Here is a 20,083-nt window from a genome sequence, read left to right on the forward strand (position 1 = left end):
TTTTGACGGGGCGCGTTCCTGTGGTTTTGGAGCGCCTGCTTTGGAATTGGAATTGGGGGGTGGAGTGAAAAAGCTGACATCACTGACGGGCGCTTCATTGGCTGGCGCCTCGATCATGGTTTCTGCAGGAGCTCTGGCCGCCGACCTCTCTGTGAAGGCGCCACCCCGACCCGCTTGGGTGGATAGCTGGGCCGGGCCTTATATCGGCGCCTATTTCGGCGCGGGTGCCGGACGTGTGACGGAATCCTCGACGGGCCGTTTCGGTAACAGTTCTGTCTCGACAAACGCCGGTGTTGTGACGTCGAGCTCGACCCTGGCCGGAACGACTGCGAGCAATCTTGCGGGCGATGTGACCGGTTCGATGGTCGACCTGTTCGCGGGGTATAATTGGCAGGCCGGGAGTATCGTGGCGGGCGGACAGGTCGAAGGCACGGTCTTTTCCGATGTCGCGTTGAAGCCGTTCGGCAACGAGACGCTCAACAGCGTCAGCACCAACGTGCTGCTCGGGGCGGTGACCTCGACGGGTGCCCGCACGGCGATCGTGCAGAGCAACCAGCAGCTGCGCTCGCGGGTCGGGCTGATCGGCCGGGTCGGTTTTCTCGCGCGTCCGGATCTGCTGCTGTATGGCCTCGGCGGCCTCGAGCTCGGTCACTTTACCTTTGCCGACGGCGCCGATCCTTTCGGCGGTGACAACAACAAATGGGTGGCCGGCTACACGGTCGGCGCCGGCGGCGAGCTGAAGCTGACCGGCAATTGGTCGCTGCGCGGCGAGTATCGGTATCTGAACTTTGGCTTCAACCGGAGCGCAGCCGCCAGCTCAACGGCCAACTCGGCGACGGGCGCAACCACGTCCGTCTCGACTAGCAGTCAATCCTTTTCGTCACGCATAAATGCTGATTTCCACCTGGCCAAGATCGGTCTGGTCTACCAATTCGGTGATTCCGGGCCGCTGTCCGCAATGGCGGCGATACCTTCGGCAGCACGCGGGTCTTCATTCGCAGGCGCCTGGGGTGACAGCTGGGCCGGCCCCTATATCGGTGCTTACGTCAGCGCCGGCGCCGGACGGGCAAGGCAGACCTCCACGAGAATCGACGACGAAGGCAATGCCAGCAGTCTCGGCGGGTCGTCGGCGTTCACGCGATCAGGATTCGGCAATCTCGCCGGCGACATGACCGGTTCGATGGTCGATCTGTTCGCGGGCTACAATTGGCGAACCGGCAATGTCGTGGTCGGCGGGCAGATCGAAGGCACCCTGTTCAGCGACGTCACCACAAGGATGGTCGGCAACGAGGCATACAGCTCGGTGTCGAGCGACAACGGCGTCGTCACCTCGACAGAATCGGGGACGAACAGCATCGAGGACCGGCAGCAATTGCGCTCGAACGTCGGCGTGATCGGCCGGGCCGGTTATCTGGTGACACCGAATGTGCTGCTGTACGGCCTCGGAGGCCTGGCGCTGGGGCACCTGACCTATCCCGACAATTATCCCGACCCGGAAGCGCAGGTCAGCGACAAGAACGGCAAATGGGTGGCCGGTTATGTCGCGGGCGCGGGCGGCGAGGTCAAGCTGACGGACAGCTGGTCGCTGCGCGGCGAATACCGCTACATGCATTTCGGATATGACCGTAACGAGCCGTCAGGCAACTCGTCGACGTCCGTATCGGGCGGCGGCACCAACACGTCCACCAACAGCACCGTCCACCGGCGGCATATCGATGCCGATTTCCACGTCGGCAAGGTTGGACTGGTTTACCAATTCGGCGCGTCAGGCGCGCGGTCGGCGATGGCGGCACCGCCGGGCCCGGCCTGGAGCGACGGCTGGGCGGGACCCTATATCGGTGCCTATTTTGGTGCCGGTGCCGGACGTGCGGCGGAAACCATCGCAACGAACAACAGCAGGACCAGCACGACCACCAGCGTCGGGACCACGACCTCCACCAGCACTGAATCGGCGCGCGGCCGTCCCGTCGGGGACGTGACGGGCTCGATGGTCGATCTTTTCGCGGGCTACAATTGGCGCGCCGGCAATGTCGTGGCCGGCGGGCAGATCGAAGGCTCGGTGTTCTCCGACGTTACGTTCAACACCATCGGTCCTCAGACATTCACCTCAGTCGACACCTCGAACGGAGCTGTCACCTCGCGGTTCTCGGGCTCGCAAACCGCCGCGAGCCAGGCTCCGCAGCAGCTGCGTTCGAATGTCGGCGTGATCGGCCGGGCCGGTTATCTGGTGACACCGAACGTGCTGCTCTACGGCCTCGGGGGTCTGGCGCTGGGGCATTTCACTAACGCAGACGGGGACTTCAGCCGCGGCGATTCCAGCGGCAAGTGGGTGGCCGGCTACACATTGGGCGCCGGCGGCGAAGTGAAGCTGACAGGCAATTGGTCGCTGCGTGGCGAGTATCGCTATGCGCATTACGGCTTCGACCGCGACGAATCCAGCAAATTCGCATCGAACTCGCAATCGACCGGATCCTCCAGGACCTCTGTGTCCACCGACAGCACCCATCGTCAGATCAATGCCGATTTCCACACCGGGAAGATCGGCATGGTCTACCGGTTCGGTGAAGGCGGACCGCGTTCGGCCATGGCCGCGATGCCTGGCGCGCCCAGCGACCACTGGGCGGGCCCCTATCTCGGCGCCTATTTCGCTGCCGGCGCAGGCCGCGCCCGACAGAACCTCGCCTCGACGGCCGACTCCGCGCAGCAGAATTTCAATGGCGCCGTGCTAACGACGAATGGCGTCGTCAGCACGACGACCCGCGGCAATGCCGTCGGCGACACGATGGGCTCGATGGTCGACCTGTTCGCAGGCTACAATTGGCGAGCCGGCAATGTCGTGGCCGGCGGTCAGATCGAAGGCACGCTGTTCTCCGATGTCGCGTTCAAGACGGTCGGCGAGCAAACGAGGAATACCCGGCAAGTTTCCAACGGTGTCGTGACGACAGGTGTCAATCAGGTGGCGATGCAGGCCAGCGAGCAATTGCGCTCGAACGTCGGCGTGATCGGCCGGGCCGGCTATCTCGTGACCCCGAACTTGATGCTTTACGGTCTCGGCGGCCTGGCGCTGGGCCATTTCACTTTTCCCGATCCCGGCAATTTCGAAGGGCCCAACGGCAAGTGGGTGGCGGGTTATACGGCCGGCGCGGGCGGCGAGTTCAAGCTGACGCAGCGATGGTCATTGCGCGGCGAATATCGCTACATGCACTTCGACATCGACCGCAACGAGACACGGACCAGCTCGAGCACGCAGACCCTGGGCACCACGACCATTTTCAGGTCGAACGCAGACACCACGTCGCGAAAGACCAGTGCGGATATTCACATTGCGAAGATCGGTGCCGTCTATGGCTTCTGCTATTGCGACTAGGTGCACGGTGGCAAACGCGCATGCAGATGGTGGTTGCGATCACCTCTGTGAAATAGGCAGGCGAAAAGCCGCTACTGAATCGTTCCATGGGTGCGCCGCCTCTCGGCGCAATTTGAGGGAAGTCATGAAATCCATCGTCTCTGCTGCCCTTCTGGCCTCGGCTGTGTGTCTCTCCCACGCCGCCTCCGCGGCCGATCTTGCCAGGGCCTACACCAAGGCGCCGCCCGCGCCGGTCGCATTCAGCTGGACCGGTTTTTACGCCGGCGTGCATGGCGGTTATGGCTGGAGCGATCCGACGGCGACCTTCGATCCCGGCGCGCTCGCAACCGGGACGGTGCCCGGCTATGTCGTCACGGGTGGCACTGGGCCGTTCACCCTGGATGTGAGCCCCAAGGGCGGATTCGGCGGCGGCCAAATCGGCTATAACTGGCAGTCCGGCACGTTCGTGTATGGTCTGGAAGCGGATGTCAGCGGCGCTGCCATCAGGGAAACGGCGAGCCGCCCCTTCAGCGTCACCGGAACGATCGGCGGCGACAATGGCGCCTTCACCGGCGTGTTCAATCTCAAGCAGGAAATCGATGTCTTCGGCACGATCCGCGGACGTCTCGGATACGCGGCGAACAATGTGCTGATCTACGGTACCGGTGGCTTCGCCTGGGGCCACGTCAAGAACAGCATCTTCACCTCCAATCTCGCCACGCCGAATATCGCCAATTTCAACGGCTTCTTCCCGGCCCTGACGCGAAGCGCGTCATCGTCCGACGTCCAGGTCGGCTTCTCCGCGGGTGGCGGCATTGAATGGGCTTTCGACCCGCGCTGGACGTTCAAGGCCGAGTACATCTACATCAATCTCGGAAAGTCGAACGGCAATGCTCTTGCATTCCCCGGAGCGTCCTTCACGGACACCGAGGTTCAGCTTCATACGGCCAAGGGCGGCATCAATTATCGGTTTTGACTGAATGGATTTTGTGGTGCTTAGTGGTGGTAACGCAGGCGCGGCCAGTAGCGAACCACGGGCAGGGCAGAGCAAGTCTGCTCTGCCCCGAACTCGGACGTCAACTTGTTCGGCTATCGCGAGGGCGTCATCGACCCCGATGTCGAAATAATCGAACGGTACTCTCGGTCTTCCGAGACTAGCCGCTGAGCAAAAGAGGAGTCCGAGTCAATCGGTGGTGCCGGATGAACGAGTTATCAAGCACTTTCGACGGCCTCTTCAAAAGTGAATTCTCGATCAATCAAATGGTTGGCCGGAGCGTCACGTATGTGCGCCGGGGCAAGTTGCTGGGCGGCAATTCAGGGTTTGCTCATATCGGGAATTACCATGTCGAGGGGGACTCAATCCGTGTCGATGTGACCAGCCGACGACACAATTTTGGCGCTGATCATCAGTCTTTGCTGGGTTCCGACGTCTCGTCAATTTCCGTCGTTGGAAGAGCCGTTGGCAAGGCGTTTCACTTCGAGGGCAGTTCCCCGCAGGTGCCGGGTGCCGTCTTTCGATCCATCATGACCCCGCTGGATGAAAGCGACCTTCCGGCGCCCGGGATGATTGGTGAAGGTGGCATTTCCAACGGATTGTACTCCATCCATCTCAAAATCTTGGACGGCGTCCCCGGCGGCCTGACTGGGGTGATGCTATTGAACAACGGCCGTATCCTGGGTGGCGATGCCTTCTTCTACTATCTGGGGTCATATTCCTCCTCCAGCGGTCGATGGAGAGGGCAGATGGTCAATCAAGAGCATACGCCGGCGCGAGGGGAAGACCCGGTATTCGGCGGACACGAGATTGGAATTGGTTTTTCCGGGACGTGCGATGCCAAGGGCGGTTTCCTCGAGGGCACGGCGCTTGCGGGCAAGCGCAGCATCAGGTTCGAAGCTGATCTGAAATTGATCTGCGCTGCTTAAGGGGCGCGAAAGCCGAGGGCGCAGCTGCCGCGCGACGCCGCGCCGCACACCCATCATTTTTCCAAGCTAAAGTAGTAGAAATAGAGATAAGCTACTTGAAGTTGTCAACCAAACCGCGGCGTAGCTCGCGAACCGGCCTGTCCTAGTCGCTTTGAGCACTTAAAAGTGTGGAGGAGGAGATGAAACGGCTGCTATTCGTTGGGCTTGTCGCGCTTCAATCGATCGGTATCGGATTGGCTCATGCCCAATCCGACGACTTAGCCAGACGCATCGAGCTGGGCATGAGGCTTATTAAAGTAGGATGCCCTACCGGCTCGGCAACGCAGAAAACAGAAGTGAAGGGAAATGCGACCGGTCGCATTACACTGTTGAGACCTGCTGACGCATCCGCCGACGCCGGCGCCAGTGTCAACTTCACGAAGGAGGAAGCCCACGGGCTGGTGGCTGCACTGCAAGAAGAAGTAACTGACAGCGGAGTCAAACTCTCTGAGCGACAGCTCGATTGCCTAAAGCCCTATATCGACCGATTCTTCGAAGAGCTTTTCCCGAACAAGAAATCAGGTACACGCGATGAAAAGCGTTTAGCTCTTGCAGACCTTCATACTGCATTCAGAAAGATTGCAAGGCACGCGTATGGAGAGCAGATTGGTCCCCCTTTGACGTACGGGGTTAGCATCAATGACGACAAAATTGAGATATTTAACAGATCTTCGGCTTATTGGGCTCGCCTCGGCGATCTCAAACCAGAACCGGAATTTGTAACGCACGCTCCGGGGCTTCCACATCTCAGATTATATTGCCTGCTAAGCGACTGCGTGTCTCAGGTCTACAAAGATGGAAATTCCGAAAAAAGAGGCTACGCCCCAGTCTATGTAAAAATCGGAGCAGACCCGAAGCCGCTTGAGAATGCATTTGCTCGCGTGATCCGCCTATATTGAATCTAGCAGTTGTTGTGTCGCTTTTTTCCGCTCTCTGAGAGTTCCTGAGGGAGTGGACGGGTTTGAGCCTGAATCGGGCTAGAGGTCTTTTGGCGCAACCCCCGATTCACTTATCTTAATGAGCTGCGCACTTCCTCTTCTCTACTCTTAGACCGTTCAAGTCTTGTGGCGAGGGCGTCGATGCAGAACCACCGCACGATTGTGTTTGTCGAACGGCTGAACGAACTCTCTTCCCAACTTGCAGAACTAGAAGAACTCCGCCTCAAGGTCGAAGAGGCGGAGCGACTCGCCTGCGCTGTGCATACGTCGCGTTCGCCCGGACCTCTGACCACCCGCTGGAAACACAAATGCGCGCCAGACGCCGCGACATAGATTGGCACTTCGCCACTGTTGTCGTGACGCTGCTCTGGCTAGCGTGCTTTCTGCGACGCTGTTCGTGGTCCTTTTGCGTGGGCACCCCTGAGAGGAGTGACAGTCAGTGAAAGTCGCGTATTGGCTTGTCGCTGACGTCCTTGCGCCTCGCGAGCCTGCGATGCCGCCGCCAAAGCTCGCGGCGATCCGGCACTGGCTGCGCAGCATGCAGAGATGATGCGGCATCATCTTTGTCGACCAGGGTGTCGGCGCATTGAGCCGGTCGAGATAGCCAACGAGCACGGACGCCGATGAACCTCATCCTGAGGAGGCGCGTGAGCGCCGTCTCGAAGGACGAGGCGTGCGCGCAGGCCGCCACCAGTCAATGCGAAGGACAGGGCCTTGATCGATCCTGCGAGGGTCGGCTTCGTCGGTTCTCGCTCGGCGGGGCGACCGGCCTCGTGCTGATGGGGATCAAGCCGGATTTCGCCAGGGTCGCCAGCCTCTGCAAGGAGACGACCGGCATGTGCGCACAGCCTCACAACGGCGAGACGCCGCCCGAGCCGATACAGGACGCGCGCATTCGCGCCGCCGTCATCGTTGATCCCGCACCGGCGACCCTGACGCGGGACACCGCGGACGGTGTAATGCTAAGGGACACGACGAGCGACCATGGTGCGAGCTACGATCTGATTGCAATTAAGCCGGACCGCGCCCCAGTTGACCTCGCCTCCGTGCTGCCGCCGGCCCGTTTATTTGTGCGTGCCACCTGGGGAATACCTGATTAGTTCGGCTGTACTTCTTCCGCTTCTGGCCCTTGGCAGACCTATTGCGGCTTCGTGTTCGACAGCAGCTTTTGACCCGAAGCAGTCATTGCACCCGGTCTCACGAAAAAAGTGCTAAGCTGATCTTCCCACAGGCGTGATCCCTAGAGGGAGCGACGCATGCGACGGCGGGAATTCATAGCCTTCAGCGGTGCCGTAGCAATCCTCCCATATACTGCGGGGGCTCAGGCCCAAGTCCGCCGCGTGGGTGCGCTCCTAGCTAGCCCTCTAAGCAGGCCGATTCTCGAAAGAGTATTGAAGGAGAAAGGATGGCTGTTGGGTCAGAACCTGCTCATAGACTATTGCATAAGCGATGGCGATACTGAGGAGAGCCGCAAGTGCGCGCGCGAATTGATCTCGTTGAAGCCTGATGTCTTGTTCGCGGTTACCAACACGTCGATGGCGTCACTGCAAGCTGAGGGGTCTAATATCCCGACCGTATTCGCGATGGTCAGCGATCCGATTGGAATGCGCTATGTCGAGACTTTCGCGCGGCCCGGTCGTAATGTTACCGGGTTCACTGCCTTTGTACCATCTCTCGGGGGTAAGTGGGTCTCCCTGCTGAAGGAAATCGCGCCGCAGATTGAGCGGATCGGCGTTGTCTACAACCCAGAACTAGGGAATAACTCTGCTGCGTTTCTCGCTTCGATAAAGGCCGTCGCACAAACCTCCGGAGTGGTTTCGGTGGAGACGCCCCACGGCGATAGCTCCAGCATCGAACGGCTAATCGTATCTCTCCAAGACACGCGGAACGCTGGTCTTGTTTTTCTACCTGACGCACTGACTGCCGCACGACGGAAGGAAATGACCGCGCTTGTTGCTAAGTGCAGGTTGCCCGCGATCTACTTCCTACGACTATTCTGCGATGTAGGGGGTCTTGTTTCGTATGGAGTAAACCTCAATAAAATATATGCAGGCGCGGCATCCTACGTTGATCGAATTTTGCGCGGCGCCAATCCGGCAGACCTGCCAGTGCAAGCTCCGACCGAATTCGAATTCATCATCAACCGCAACACCGCGAGGGTGCTCGGCTTGGAATTACCTGAAAGCCTCCTAGCCCGCGCCGATGAAGTTATCGAATAGAGAGCCGACTTCCGCTTGTGGCCCATCGCAGACGTCCCGGGCGGCCACACAAGCCAATGTGCGGTGAATCGTTCTTAGCGTGTAACCCCGACGCTTCCATCTTAATCCATCGACCTAAAATTTAATGCCGGAAGAAAGTGACGAATTCTGACCGGCTGCATGCTCCCAACGGATTATCCTGTTGCCTCACCAGAGGAGGTGACCATGGTACAATTTATTCCGACTTCCATCACACGACGAAGCATGGTCGCAGGAATGGCGCTGACCGCCGCCCCGACGACTGCATTGCAGGGAGCGAGTAAGGCATACGCGCAGGCCCAGCAAACCTCGCCTGAGAAAAGTCTGTATGAGCGGCTGGGCGGCGTTTTTGCTATTGCGGCCGTGGTGGATCACTTCAGCGACGCTGTCGTGAAGAATCCCGTCGTGGGCCAGAAGTCCAAGAATCCGCAACTACGAGAATGGCACACCAAGAACCTGACAAGGTTGCCGGGCCTCAAGTTCATGCGGACGCTGTGGGTCTGCGACGTTTCGGGCGGGCCCCTTAAGTTCGCGGCCACCAAGCCTGGCGCGACGCCGCTCGGACTTGAGGAAGCGCACCGCAATCTCAGAATATCTCCGGCAGAGTTCGATGAGGTCGCGGCGGAACTCGGGCGGAGCCTCGACTTTGCCAAGGTCCCTAAGCGCGAGAAAGCCGAGGTGCTGGCTGCGTTTGCCGCGCACAAGGACGAGGTTACCGCCGGGTCTGCGACGGTCGGCAAGCGCGGCTGAAGGGTGATCTTCCCGGTCTTCGCTAGCACCGACTGGCTCCGGCTGGGCGGGCACGTTGGATCGCGCCGCGATCCGTCCAGTTGTGGCCCATGCTGACGTCCCTCGGGCTGACGTCCGATAAGCGCCCTTGGACTCCAGATCTCTGCAGCCCCTTCCGCGAACAGCGTGTGGTCGGGATCCGCTCCGATGTGCAGCAGCCAGCGCCTGATGTGCGCTCCCGGCATGATAGCCACGATGGCATAATACCCCTGTTTTGCCCGACGGGTCAGAATTTTTTCGTCGAATCAGAAATATCGTTGTGTGCCAATGGGATGGCTACTGTGCATGGGGTTGTTTTCCAGTTTTGATTTTGAGCCTGCGATTGCACGCCTTCACAAGCAAAAGGGGCCGCCCCTTCGGACGGCCCCTTTGGTCTCGTGAAATGTGGTCCGCTTACTCCGCGGCCTGCTTCTGCGGCGGGTCGAGCGCGCCGGACTTGTGGATCTCGGCGACCTGGTGATCGCTGAAGCCGAGCACCGAGCGCAGGATCTCGTCGGTGTGCTCGCCGAGCAGCGGCGATCGCGTCACGTCTGCCGGGCTATCCGACAGCTTGATCGGGTTGCCGACCGAGACGTACTTGCCGCGGGTGGGGTGGTCGACCTCGACCACGGTGCCGGTGGCGCGCAGCGACTGGTCTTCCGCGATCTCCTTCATCGACAGGATCGGGCCGCAGGGGATGTCGTCCTTGTTGAGGATCTCCATCGCCTCGAACTTTGTCTTCGTCATCGTCCACTGCTCGATGCGGGCGAAGATCTCGTTGAGGCGCGGCAGGCGCGCCGCCGGCTTGGCGTAGTTCGGATCGGTCTTCCAGGTGGGTTCGCCGATCACATCGCAGATCTTCTCCCAGACCGGGGCCTGGGTGATGAAGTAGATGTAGGCGTTGGGATCGGTCTCCCAGCCCTTGCACTTCAGAATGCGGCCGGGCTGGCCGCCGCCGGAATCGTTGCCGGCGCGCGGCACGGCGTCGCCGAACGGCACGCCTTCGCCGAACTGGCTGTATTCCTTCAGCGGGCCGTGGGCGAGGCGCTGCTGGTCGCGCAGCTTGACGCGGCAGAGGTTGAGCACGCCGTCCTGCATCGCGGCAGTGACGCGCTGGCCCTTGCCGCTGTGGGTGCGCTGGTAGAGCGCGGTGACGATGCCGAGCGCGAGGTGCAGGCCGGTGCCGCTATCGCCGATCTGCGCGCCGGTGACGAGCGGGACGCCGTCGCGGAAGCCGGTGGTGGAGGCGGCGCCGCCGGTGCACTGGGCGACGTTCTCATAGACCTTGCAGTCTTCATACGGTCCGGGGCCAAAACCCTTGATCGAGGCGACGATCATCTTCGGGTTGATCGCCTGGATCTTCTCCCAAGGAAAGCCCATGCGGTCGAGCACGCCGGGGCCGAAATTCTCCACCAGCACGTCGCACTTCTTGATCAACTCGGTGAGGACTTCCTTGCCCTTGGGGTTTTTGGTGTCGAGCGTGATCGAGCGCTTGTTGTGGTTGAGCATGGTGAAATACAGGCTGTCCACGTTCGGGATGTCCTGCAGCTGGCCGCGGGTGATGTCACCCACGCCCGGGCGTTCCACCTTGATCACGTCGGCGCCGAACCAGGCCAGCAGCTGCGTGCAGGTCGGTCCTGACTGGACGTGGGTGAAGTCGAGAATGCGAACGCCCTCGAGCGCTTTGGTCATCGTATTGCTCCGTACTCTGTCTGCCCCTGCACCCGGCAGGGAATAAGGGTTGAGGGGTGGACTTACTTCTTCTTCTGCAGAACGCTCTGTGGATTGAGGTTGCCGATGCGGCCGCTCTCCGAGCCGGCGGCCGGATCGATCACGGCGTTGATGAGCGTCGGCTTACCGGACTTCATGGCGTCGTTGACGGCACGCTTCAGCTCGTCCGGCGAGGTCGCGTTGACGCCGACGCCGCCGAAGGCTTCCATCATCTTGTCGTAGCGCGCGCCCTTGACGAACACGGTCGTTGCCGGATCGGAGTTGGCGCCGTTGACGTCGGTGCCGCGATAGATGCCGTCATTGTTGAAGATGACGACGCAGATCGGCAAATTGTAGCGGCAGATGGTCTCGACCTCCATGCCGGAGAAGCCGAACGCCGAGTCGCCTTCCACCGCTAGCACGGGGTGGCCGGTCTCGAGCGCGGCCGCGATCGCCTGGCCCATGCCGATGCCCATCACGCCCCAGGTGCCGACGTCGAGACGCTTGCGGGGCTTGTACATGTCGATGACGCCGCGGGCGAGGTCGAGTGTGTTGGCGCCTTCGTTGACGAGGATCGCCTCGGGATAGTCCTTGATGACGTTCTTCAGCACACCGAGCGCGCCGTGATAATCCATCGGCGATTTGTTGTTCATGAGCTTCGGCGCCATCTTGGCGACGTTCTCTTCGCGCTTGGACGAGACCGCCTTGGTCCATTCGGCCGGCGGGGCGGTCCAGGATGATCCCATCGCCTGGTTGAAGGCGGAGACGACCGAGCCGATGTCGCCGACGACGGGCGCGACGATCTCGACGTTGGAATCCATCTCCTTCGGCTCGATGTCGACCTGGATGAACTTCTTCGGCGCCTCGCCCCAGCTCTTGCCCTTGCCGTGCGACAGCAGCCAGTTCAGCCGCGCGCCCATCAGCATGACGACGTCGGAGTCCTTCAGCACCGTCGAGCGGGCGGCGCCGGCGCATTGCGGATGGGTGTCGGGGAGCAGGCCCTTGGCCATGCTCATGGGCAGGAACGGAACGCCGCTCTTCTCGACGAAGCTCTTGATCTCCTCATCGGCCTGCGCGTAGGCCGCGCCCTTGCCGAGGATGATGAGGGGGCGCTTGGCGCTCTTGAGCACGTCGAGCGCGCGCTTCACGGACGCGGGCGAGGGGATCTGCGCGGGCGCCGCGTCGATCACCTTGACCAGCGACTTCTGGCCGGCCTCGGCGTTCATGACTTGGCCGAACAGTTTTGCCGGCAGGTCGAGATAGACGCCGCCCGGACGGCCTGAGACCGCAGCGCGGATGGCGCGGGCGAAGCCGATGCCGATGTCCTGGGCGTGCAGCACGCGATAGGCCGCCTTGCACAGCGGCTTTGCGATCGCAAGCTGGTCCATCTCCTCGTAGTCGCCCTGCTGGAGGTCGACGATCTCGCGCTCGGAAGAGCCGGAGACCAGGATCATCGGATAGCAATTGGTGGTGGCGTGGGCGAGGGCGGTGAGACCATTGAGGAAGCCGGGCGCCGACACCGTGAGGCAGACGCCGGGCTTCTTGGTGAGATAGCCGGCGATGCCGGCGGCGTAGCCGGCGTTCTGCTCGTGACGGAACGAGATCACGCGAATACCCGCGGCCTGCGCCATGCGGCCCAAATCCGTGATCGGGATGCCCGGCACATTATAGATGGTGTTGATGCCGTTCAGCTTGAGCGCGTCGATGACGAGATGGAAGCCATCCGTCAGTTCCTGCTCGGTGCCCGGTGCTTCGGACTTGGTCGCGGTATTCAGCATGGGCCTTGTCTCCCTGGTCTCAAGGTCGTTGGGGCGAATTGTTCGCCCTTCTGGTGAACGTTGCTTAAGTGAACAGTTACGTAAACAGTTCTTGGCCGTGCGCTTCGACGTAAGCGGCAAGGCCGAGGGTGTGATCGCGGGCGCGCTTCTCGGCAAGCTCGGTGTCGCGCGCTTCCAGCGCTTCGATGATGCCGAGATGCTCGGGCAGTGACGTCGCGGTGCGGTCCTTGCGTCCGATGGTCAGCTGGCGATAGCCGCGCACGTGCAAGAGGAGGTCGTTGGTGAGATCGACCAGCACGGGGGATTCCGACAGCGAGATCAGCGCCTGGTGGAAGGCGATGTTGGCGCGCGAATATTCCTCGACGTGATCCTCGGGCAGTCGGTCCTTGCCGAAATCCTTGAAATAGTCGCGCAGCGCCGTGATGTCCTTCTTGCGCGCGGTGGTGGTGATGAGGCGGGCGGCCATGCTCTCCAGCGCCGCCCAGGCGCGGATCATGTCGACGATCTCGCTCTTGGTCCTGCGCACCACCATGATGCCGCGGCGGGGCACGGTCTTCACGAAACCGTCCTGCTCCAGCATCGCGATGGCCTCGCGGATCGGCGTGCGGCTGACGCCAAGCCTCTCAGACAATGCGCGCTCGTCGAGCATCACCGGCTCGGGCGTCGAGTAGATGTCCATCTTGAGGATGGCTTCCTTCAAGGCGTCATACGCCTTGTTCTTGAAGCTGCTCTCCGGGGCAATACGAACGATTGCGATGTCTGCCTCGGCCATGTTCGGCAACGCCTTGGTTGGTTTCCGTAGTGACACGACGAATCTCCTCCAGTGGGGAGTCGTCTTTTACAGGAATATTAACTGGAAAGTTTTTGGCATACCACATGCCAGAATGTCAAGCTGCCTATTTTTTGCGGCCTTCTAGGCCATGCACCAGCTTGACAAGTTGGCTTCTGGCATACCAAATGCCATCGCCAGCCATTTTTGATCCATGCCGGCGGAGTAGTCTTGAGGCTTATGCCACTCCGTACCGCCGCATGGAACAGAGCGCGGCGAATGGCAAGCATCATGGGCAGCCGCAAACACGCGCGCGCTTTGAAAAGAACGAACTGAGGTCAAGGGAGAAGCCACATGTCCAATTCCAAAGATGCCGTCCGCAAGGTGCTTGACCAGGTCAAGGCGGACAATCGCACCAGCCTGACGGCCCCGGAAGGCAAGCTGGTCTGCGACGCCTACGGCATTCCGGTGCCGAAGGAGGGCGTGGCCAAGTCGGCGGGCGAGGCCGGCAAGATGGCTTCGTCCATGGGCTTCCCCGTCGTGATGAAGATCGTCTCGCCGGACATTCTCCACAAAACCGAAGCCGGCGGCGTCATCGTCGGCCTCAAGACGACCGAGGAGGCTGAGAAGGCCTACGAGACCATCCTCGGCAACGCAAAGAAATATAAGTCCGATGCCAAGATCGAAGGTGTGCAGGTGCAGCAGATGTTGGCCGGCGGAACCGAGGTCATCGTCGGCTCGATCACCGACGGCTCGTTCGGCAAGCTGGTCGCCTTCGGCCTCGGCGGCGTGCTCGTCGAGGTGCTCAAGGACATCACCTTCCGCCTCGCGCCGGCGACCAAGGAAGACGCGCTCTCGATGCTCGACGGCATCCAGGCGCACGAGATCCTGAAAGGCGTGCGCGGCGGCGAGCCGGTGAACCGCAACGCGCTCGCCGACGTCATCGTCAAGGTCTCGCAGCTCGTCACCGATTTCCCTGAGATCGTCGAGCTCGACCTCAACCCGGTGTTCGCGACGCCGAAGGATGCCACGGCCGCAGACGTCCGCATCGTGGTCGACTTCGCCTACAAGCCCAAGCCGAAGCCGCGTCCGACCGATGAGATCGTCGCGGCGATGAACCGCATCATGCAGCCGAAGGCGGTCGCCGTGGTCGGCGCCTCCGCGGAGGACGGCAAGATCGGCAATTCCGTGATGAAGAACCTCATCAACGGCGGCTACAAGGGCGAGATCTATCCGATCCATCCCAAGGCCGCCGAGATCCTCGGCTACAAGGCCTACAAGAGCGTCAAGGACGTGCCTGGTGTGATCGACGTCGCGGTGTTCGCAATCCCCGCGAAATTCGTCGCGGCCGCGCTGACCGAATGCGGCGAGAAGAAGATCCCGGGCGCGGTGCTGATCCCGTCGGGCTTCGCTGAAGCCGGTGCGCCGGAGCTGCAGGCCGAGATCGTCGAGGTCGGCAAGAAGTACGACATCCGTCTGATGGGGCCGAACATCTACGGCTTCTATTATACGCCCGCCAATCTCTGCGCGACCTTCTGCACCGCCTATGACGTCAAGGGCCATGCGGCGCTGTCGTCGCAGTCGGGCGGCATCGGCATGGCCATCATCGGCTTCTCGCGCTCGGCCAAGATGGGCGTGTCCGCGATCGTCGGCCTCGGCAACAAGTCCGATATCGACGAGGACGATCTGCTCGCCTTCTTCGAGCAGGACCCGAACACCAATCTGATCGCCCAGCACTGCGAAGACCTCAAGGACGGCCGCGCCTTCGCGGAAGCCGCAAAGCGCGTGTCCAAGAAGAAGCCGGTGGTGGTGCTCAAGGCCGGCCGGACCTCGGCCGGCGCGAAGGCGGCGTCGTCCCACACCGGCGCGCTCGCCGGCAACGATCGCATCTATGAGGACGTGTTCAAGCAGTCCGGCGTGATCCGTGCCCGCTCACTTCGCCAGTTGCTCGAATTCGCCCGCGGCGTACCGGTGCTGCCGACGCCGAAGGGCGAGAACGTTCTCATCATCACCGGTGCCGGCGGCTCGGGCGTGCTGCTGTCGGACTCCTGCGTCGATAACGGCCTGTCGCTGATGTCGATGCCGCCGGATCTCGATGCGGCCTTCCGCAAGTTCATCCCGCCGTTCGGTGCTGCCGGCAATCCCGTGGATATCACCGGCGGCGAACCGCCGATCACCTACGTCAACACCGTGAAGCTCGGCCTGTCGGATGAGCGCATCCACGCGCTGATCCTCGGCTATTGGCACACCATCGTCACGCCGCCGATGGTGTTCGCTCGCAACATGGTCGAGGTGAAGAAGGAGATGGAGGCCAAGGGTTTTGTGAAGCCGATGGTTGCCTCGCTCGCTGGCGACGTCGAGGTCGAGGAGGCCGCCGAATATCTCTATCAGAACGGCATCCCGGCTTACGCCTATTCGACCGAGCTACCGGTCGAGGTGCTTGGCGCCAAGTACAAGTGGGCGCGCGGGGCAGGGCTGCTCTGAGCTTGCGTTCACCTCTCCCCGCTTGCGGGGAGAGGCCGGAATTTGCACAGCAAATTCCGGGCGAGGGGGAGCTTCCGCGAGTCCAATTGCCACTGTCCTTGCGGAAGCTCCCTCTCACCCTGACCCTTTCAGAGCGAGCGTTGCTCGTCTCGGCCCCGCAAGCGGGAGAGGGGAAGAGAAGAAATGCAGGTCGCGATGAGCAAGAACGTGATCCGGCGCAAATCGCTCGAGCCCAAATCGGCCTCGGAGGCCGATCACGAGAGCCGCGACGGTGGCGTGCAATCGGTCGACCGCGCGCTGTCGATCATCGAGACGCTGGCCGAGGACGACGAAGGCTATCGTCTGAGCGATCTCGCGATCCGCACCGGCCTGTCGGCGTCCACCGTGCACCGGCTGCTCGCAACGCTCGAAAGCCGCCGCTTCGTGCAGTTCGACCGTGGCGAATCCAAATGGCATGTCGGGGTGCGCAGCTTCACGGTCGGCGCCAGCTTTGCGCGGCGACGCAATTTCTCCGCACAGGCGATTCCATATTTGCGCAAGCTGCGCGATCTCACCCGCGAGACGGCCAATCTCGCCGTGGTCGACGATGAGTTCATCATCGTGCTGACCCGTATGGAAAGCCGCGAGATCATGCGCTCGCTGACCAAGGTCGGTGGCCGCGTCCCCATGGTGACCTCCGGCGTCGGCAAGGCGGTGCTCGCAACCTATTCAGACGAGGATGTCGGCGCCGTCATCCGCCATCACGGCATGCCCCGCCTGACCGAGAAGTCGATCGTGCGGCCGAGCGACCTGTTCAGGGAGCTCGAGAAAATCCGCAAACAGGGCTTTGCTGTTGACGATGAGGAGGCGCAGATCGGGCTACGCTGCGTCGCCGCGGTGGTATACAACTCACTGGCTGAACCGCTTGCCGCGATCTCCGTATCCGGCATGACCAGCCGCGTTACCGACGAACGGTTGCCGGAGATCGGGCAGATCGTCCGGGAAGTTGCGGCCGAATTGACGGCCGCGCTTGGCGGGGTGATCCCAGCGCCCCGCTAAAAGGACTCTTGGGGATCTCACTGGACAGCATCGGCCGTTTTGGCTGATATGCGACCAAACGACACAATGCGGCAAACGTCCGCATGAGCCTGGAGATGCCCTCATGTTCCGATTTCTCGCGCGCCTTGTCGGCGCAGCCGTCGCGTTGACCCTCGCGGCAGCCAATCCGGGTTTTGCCCAGCAGCTCGAGCTCAAGCTGATGGCGCCGGCGGCTCCGGGCGGAGGCTGGGACCAGACCGCGCGCTCGATGCAGCAGGCGCTGGTGGCTGCGGGCGTCGCCCGCAGCGTGCAGGTCACCAATGTTCCCGGTGCAGGTGGCAGCGTCGGCATCGCGCAGTTCGTCAACGGCGCCAAGGGCGACGGCAACCAGATGATGGTCAACGGCTTCGTCATGGTCGGCGCGCTCGCCATGAACAAGTCGCCAGTGACGCTGGAGCAGGTGACGCCGATCGCGCGCCTGACCGAGGAAATCCAGGTGATCGTGGTTCCCGCGAACTCACCGATCAAGACTGCGCAGGATCTGGCCGCCGCGGTGAAGGCCGATATCGCCAAGGTCACCTTTGCCGGCGGTTCGGCCGGCGGCGTCGACCATGTGATGGCGGCCTTGTTCGCCGGCGCCGTCGGTGCCGACGCCAAGAAGATCAATTACATCCCGTTCTCCGGCGGCGGCGAGTCGCTGGCGGCGATCCTCGGCGGCAAGGTCACCGCGGGCATTTCGGGGCTCAGCGAATATGAAGGGCAGATCAAGTCCGGCAAGCTGCGCGCGATCGGCGTGACCTCGGAGAAGCGCATCGCAGGCAACGACATCCCCACGTTCAAGGAGCAGGGCATCGACCTCGTGATCGCCAATTGGCGTTCGGTGGTCGCGCCTCCCGGCATCACGCCGGAGCAGCGCAAGACCTTGAGCGATGCGGTCGAGAAGATGGTGAAGTCTGACGCCTGGAAAGAGATCCTCAAGCAGAAGGGCTGGGAGGATGCCTATCTCGGCGGCGATGCTTTTGCCGACTTCCTGAAGAAGGAAACGGCCCGTGTCACCGACGTGCTGAAATCGGTCGGCTTGGTCAAATCATGACCTCGGGCGATCCCGTCCAGCCGCCGCGGCGCGTCGACCGCGCCGGTCTCGTCATCGCGGCATCGCTTGCGGTGCTCGCGGTCGTGCTGGTCTGGGACGCGCGCGGCCTGCAATCTGCCGCGATGTACGGGATGGGGCCGGAGGCGATGCCGGTCGTGGTCGCCTGCGGCCTTGCGCTGCTTGCGATCGGCAATTTCGTGGACGCTCTGCGCGGCAATCTGCCGGCACGCGAAAGCGCCGATCCCGTGCCTGTGGTTCTGATCCTCGTCGGTCTGGCGCTACTGATCGCCATCATCGGCTTTGGCGGCGGCTTCATCCTGGCGACCTCGGCCCTGTTCGTGACGACCTCGGCGGCCTTCGGGCGCCGTGCCATCCTCATCGACGCCATCATCGCTCTCGTGATGTCGACCCTCATCTATCTCGCGTTTGACCGGTTGTTGACGCTGAGCCTGCCTGCCGGCCCGCTGGAGCGACTGCTGTGATGGATACCTTTGCCGCGCTGGCTCACGGCATGGCGGTCGCCGTCCAGCCGATGAACCTGCTTTACGCGCTGATCGGCGTGTTCCTCGGCACGGCCGTGGGCGTTCTGCCCGGCATCGGCCCGGCATTGACGGTCGCGCTGCTGCTGCCAGTGACCTACAAGCTCGACCCCGGCGGTTCGCTGATCATGTTCGCCGGCATCTATTATGGCGGCATGTACGGCGGATCGACCACAGCGATCCTCATCAACACGCCGGGTGAAAGCGCCTCGATGGCGACCGCGCTCGAAGGCAACAAGATGGCCAAGGCCGGCCGCGGCGGGCCGGCGCTTGCGACCTCCGCAATCGGTTCCTTCGTCGCCGGCACCATCGCCACCATTGGCTTGGCTTTCCTTGCGCCATGGCTGGTCGATGTCGCCGTGCGCTTCGGTCCGGAGGATTATTTCGCGCTGATGTGCGTTGCCTTCGTCACGGTGTCGGCGACCTTCGGCGATTCCCCAATCCGCGGCCTGACCAGCCTGTTCATCGGTCTGACGCTCGGTCTCGTCGGCATCGACAAGTTGACCGGTCAGGCGCGGCTTGCGTTCGGCGTTCCTGAATTGCTCGACGGCGTTGAAGTCACAACGCTCGCGGTCGGCCTGTTCGCGGTGGGCGAGGCACTCTACGTCGCATCGCGCCGCCACCACACCGAGGAGAAGCTGGAGCCGGTGCGCGGCTCGCTGTGGATGACCAAGGAGGACTGGAAGCGGTCTTGGAAGCCATGGCTGCGCGGGACCATGTTCGGTTTCCCGATCGGTGCGCTCCCGGCCGGCGGCGCGGAGATCCCGACCTTCCTGTCCTATTCGACCGAGAAGCGGCTGACGAAGCATCCCGAAGAATTCGGCAAGGGCGCGATCGAAGGGGTCGCCGGCCCCGAAGCCGCCAACAACGCCTCCGCTGCCGGCACGCTGGTGCCGCTGCTGACGCTAGGCCTGCCGACCTCGGCGACCGCCGCGATGATGCTGGCGGGCTTCCAGCAATACGGCCTCAATCCGGGCCCGCTGCTGTTCGCCGAGCGGCCCGACCTCGTGTGGGGTCTGATCGCAAGTCTTTTCATCGCCAACATGATGCTGCTGGTGCTCAACCTGCCGCTGGTCGGCCTATGGGTGCGGCTGCTCGCGATCCCGCAGCCCTGGCTCTATGCCGGCATCCTCGTGTTCGCGACCATGGGCACGATCGCGGCAAAGCCGTCGGTGGTGGAATTGTCGATGCTGGCCGGCTTCGGTGTGCTCGGCTTCCTGATGCGCCGGTTCGATTTCCCGATCGCGCCCGTCGTCGTCGGCCTGATCCTGGGCCCGATTGCCGAAAGCCAGCTCCGCCGCGCGCTCGCGATCAGCCTCGGCGATCCCATGACGCTGCTGCAGAGCCCGATCTCGGCGACGCTCCTCGGCGTCGCGCTGATCGCGCTGGTGGCACCCTTCGTCTTGAAGGGGCTCGGGCGGTTCAAGGCGAATGAGGACTAG

The 20,083-nt window shown here is 62.3% G+C and carries 15 protein-coding genes; 12 read left to right on the forward strand and 3 right to left on the reverse strand.

Annotated elements, in window-relative coordinates:
- Nucleotides 1–64: 64 nt before the first annotated feature.
- The 7 genes from N2605_RS11515 (at nt 65) to N2605_RS11545 (ending at nt 9,233) form a co-directional block, all read left to right on the forward strand.
- Nucleotides 65–3,367, forward strand: coding sequence for an outer membrane protein (locus N2605_RS11515; RefSeq protein WP_225152804.1), 3,303 nt, complete (start codon nt 65–67; stop codon nt 3,365–3,367).
- A gap of 124 nt (nt 3,368–3,491) precedes the next feature.
- Entirely contained in the window at nt 3,492–4,322 is an 831-nt protein-coding gene (locus tag N2605_RS11520; protein WP_260346585.1) for an outer membrane protein, read from the forward strand.
- 224 nt (nt 4,323–4,546) lie between these two features.
- Nucleotides 4,547–5,269, forward strand: coding sequence for a GrlR family regulatory protein (locus N2605_RS11525; protein WP_109144347.1), 723 nt, complete (start codon nt 4,547–4,549; stop codon nt 5,267–5,269).
- A 179-nt stretch (nt 5,270–5,448) separates the two neighbouring features.
- Nucleotides 5,449–6,207 (forward strand): hypothetical protein, encoded by a 759-nt coding sequence (locus tag N2605_RS11530; protein WP_225154115.1) that lies wholly within the window; start codon nt 5,449–5,451, stop codon nt 6,205–6,207.
- Nucleotides 6,208–6,869: 662 nt separating this feature from the next.
- Nucleotides 6,870–7,346, forward strand: a complete 477-nt coding sequence (locus N2605_RS11535; protein ID WP_225153694.1) for a hypothetical protein — start codon at nt 6,870–6,872, stop codon at nt 7,344–7,346.
- A 312-nt stretch (nt 7,347–7,658) separates the two neighbouring features.
- Complete coding sequence (locus tag N2605_RS11540; RefSeq protein WP_249795392.1) at nt 7,659–8,465, forward strand: ABC transporter substrate-binding protein; 807 nt, start codon at nt 7,659–7,661, stop codon at nt 8,463–8,465.
- 204 nt (nt 8,466–8,669) lie between these two features.
- Complete coding sequence (locus tag N2605_RS11545) at nt 8,670–9,233, forward strand: group I truncated hemoglobin (RefSeq protein ID WP_036023379.1); 564 nt, start codon at nt 8,670–8,672, stop codon at nt 9,231–9,233.
- Nucleotides 9,234–9,665: 432 nt separating this feature from the next.
- On the opposite strand, the gene frc is transcribed toward N2605_RS11545, so the two are convergent.
- The 3 genes from frc to N2605_RS11560 all read right to left on the reverse strand — a co-directional run bounded on the left by frc (nt 9,666) and on the right by N2605_RS11560 (nt 13,511).
- Complete coding sequence (frc, locus tag N2605_RS11550; RefSeq protein WP_036005670.1) at nt 9,666–10,943, reverse strand: formyl-CoA transferase; 1,278 nt, start codon at nt 10,941–10,943, stop codon at nt 9,666–9,668.
- A 62-nt stretch (nt 10,944–11,005) separates the two neighbouring features.
- Complete coding sequence (oxc, locus tag N2605_RS11555; protein ID WP_260346586.1) at nt 11,006–12,739, reverse strand: oxalyl-CoA decarboxylase; 1,734 nt, start codon at nt 12,737–12,739, stop codon at nt 11,006–11,008.
- A 76-nt stretch (nt 12,740–12,815) separates the two neighbouring features.
- Nucleotides 12,816–13,511: a GntR family transcriptional regulator gene (locus tag N2605_RS11560; RefSeq protein WP_157282741.1), complete on the reverse strand. Its 696-nt coding sequence runs from the start codon at nt 13,509–13,511 to the stop codon at nt 12,816–12,818.
- 351 nt (nt 13,512–13,862) lie between these two features.
- Between N2605_RS11560 and N2605_RS11565 the strand changes: the two genes are divergently transcribed.
- The 5 genes from N2605_RS11565 (at nt 13,863) to N2605_RS11585 (ending at nt 20,083) form a co-directional block, all read left to right on the forward strand.
- Nucleotides 13,863–15,992, forward strand: coding sequence for an acetate--CoA ligase family protein (locus tag N2605_RS11565; protein WP_036005664.1), 2,130 nt, complete (start codon nt 13,863–13,865; stop codon nt 15,990–15,992).
- Between the two features lie 195 nt (nt 15,993–16,187).
- On the forward strand, nt 16,188–17,030 hold the full coding sequence (locus N2605_RS11570; RefSeq protein ID WP_036005661.1) for an IclR family transcriptional regulator: 843 nt from the start codon (nt 16,188–16,190) through the stop codon (nt 17,028–17,030).
- A 103-nt stretch (nt 17,031–17,133) separates the two neighbouring features.
- The gene (locus tag N2605_RS11575; RefSeq protein ID WP_260346587.1) at nt 17,134–18,102 is read left to right on the forward strand and encodes a Bug family tripartite tricarboxylate transporter substrate binding protein; all 969 of its coding nucleotides are present in this window, start codon (nt 17,134–17,136) and stop codon (nt 18,100–18,102) included.
- Nucleotides 18,099–18,584 carry a tripartite tricarboxylate transporter TctB family protein gene (locus tag N2605_RS11580; protein ID WP_057030059.1) on the forward strand — a complete coding sequence of 162 codons (486 nt, stop codon included), beginning with the start codon at nt 18,099–18,101 and terminating at the stop codon, nt 18,582–18,584. The genes N2605_RS11575 and N2605_RS11580 overlap by 4 nt, the downstream gene beginning before the upstream one ends.
- The gene (locus N2605_RS11585; RefSeq protein WP_036023341.1) at nt 18,584–20,083 is read left to right on the forward strand and encodes a tripartite tricarboxylate transporter permease; all 1,500 of its coding nucleotides are present in this window, start codon (nt 18,584–18,586) and stop codon (nt 20,081–20,083) included. The genes N2605_RS11580 and N2605_RS11585 overlap by 1 nt, the downstream gene beginning before the upstream one ends.

This window comes from Bradyrhizobium yuanmingense (assembly GCF_025200905.1).
Classification (GTDB): domain Bacteria; phylum Pseudomonadota; class Alphaproteobacteria; order Rhizobiales; family Xanthobacteraceae; genus Bradyrhizobium; species Bradyrhizobium yuanmingense.

Excerpts from the sequence above, each read along its gene's own strand:
- N2605_RS11585 (WP_036023341.1), top strand. The coding sequence starts at position 18,584 with ATGGATACCTTTGCCGCGCTGGCTCACGGCATGGCGGTCGCCGTCCAG.
- N2605_RS11570 (WP_036005661.1), top strand. The coding sequence starts at position 16,188 with ATGAGCAAGAACGTGATCCGGCGCAAATCGCTCGAGCCCAAATCGGCC.
- oxc (WP_260346586.1), bottom strand. The coding sequence starts at position 12,739 with ATGCTGAATACCGCGACCAAGTCCGAAGCACCGGGCACCGAGCAGGAA.
- N2605_RS11580 (WP_057030059.1), top strand. The coding sequence starts at position 18,099 with ATGACCTCGGGCGATCCCGTCCAGCCGCCGCGGCGCGTCGACCGCGCC.
- frc (WP_036005670.1), bottom strand. The coding sequence starts at position 10,943 with ATGACCAAAGCGCTCGAGGGCGTTCGCATTCTCGACTTCACCCACGTC.
- N2605_RS11560 (WP_157282741.1), bottom strand. The coding sequence starts at position 13,511 with ATGGCCGAGGCAGACATCGCAATCGTTCGTATTGCCCCGGAGAGCAGC.
- N2605_RS11535 (WP_225153694.1), top strand. The coding sequence starts at position 6,870 with ATGAACCTCATCCTGAGGAGGCGCGTGAGCGCCGTCTCGAAGGACGAG.
- N2605_RS11565 (WP_036005664.1), top strand. The coding sequence starts at position 13,863 with ATGTCCAATTCCAAAGATGCCGTCCGCAAGGTGCTTGACCAGGTCAAG.
- N2605_RS11545 (WP_036023379.1), top strand. The coding sequence starts at position 8,670 with ATGGTACAATTTATTCCGACTTCCATCACACGACGAAGCATGGTCGCA.
- N2605_RS11575 (WP_260346587.1), top strand. The coding sequence starts at position 17,134 with ATGTTCCGATTTCTCGCGCGCCTTGTCGGCGCAGCCGTCGCGTTGACC.
- N2605_RS11520 (WP_260346585.1), top strand. The coding sequence starts at position 3,492 with ATGAAATCCATCGTCTCTGCTGCCCTTCTGGCCTCGGCTGTGTGTCTC.
- N2605_RS11530 (WP_225154115.1), top strand. The coding sequence starts at position 5,449 with ATGAAACGGCTGCTATTCGTTGGGCTTGTCGCGCTTCAATCGATCGGT.
- N2605_RS11525 (WP_109144347.1), top strand. The coding sequence starts at position 4,547 with ATGAACGAGTTATCAAGCACTTTCGACGGCCTCTTCAAAAGTGAATTC.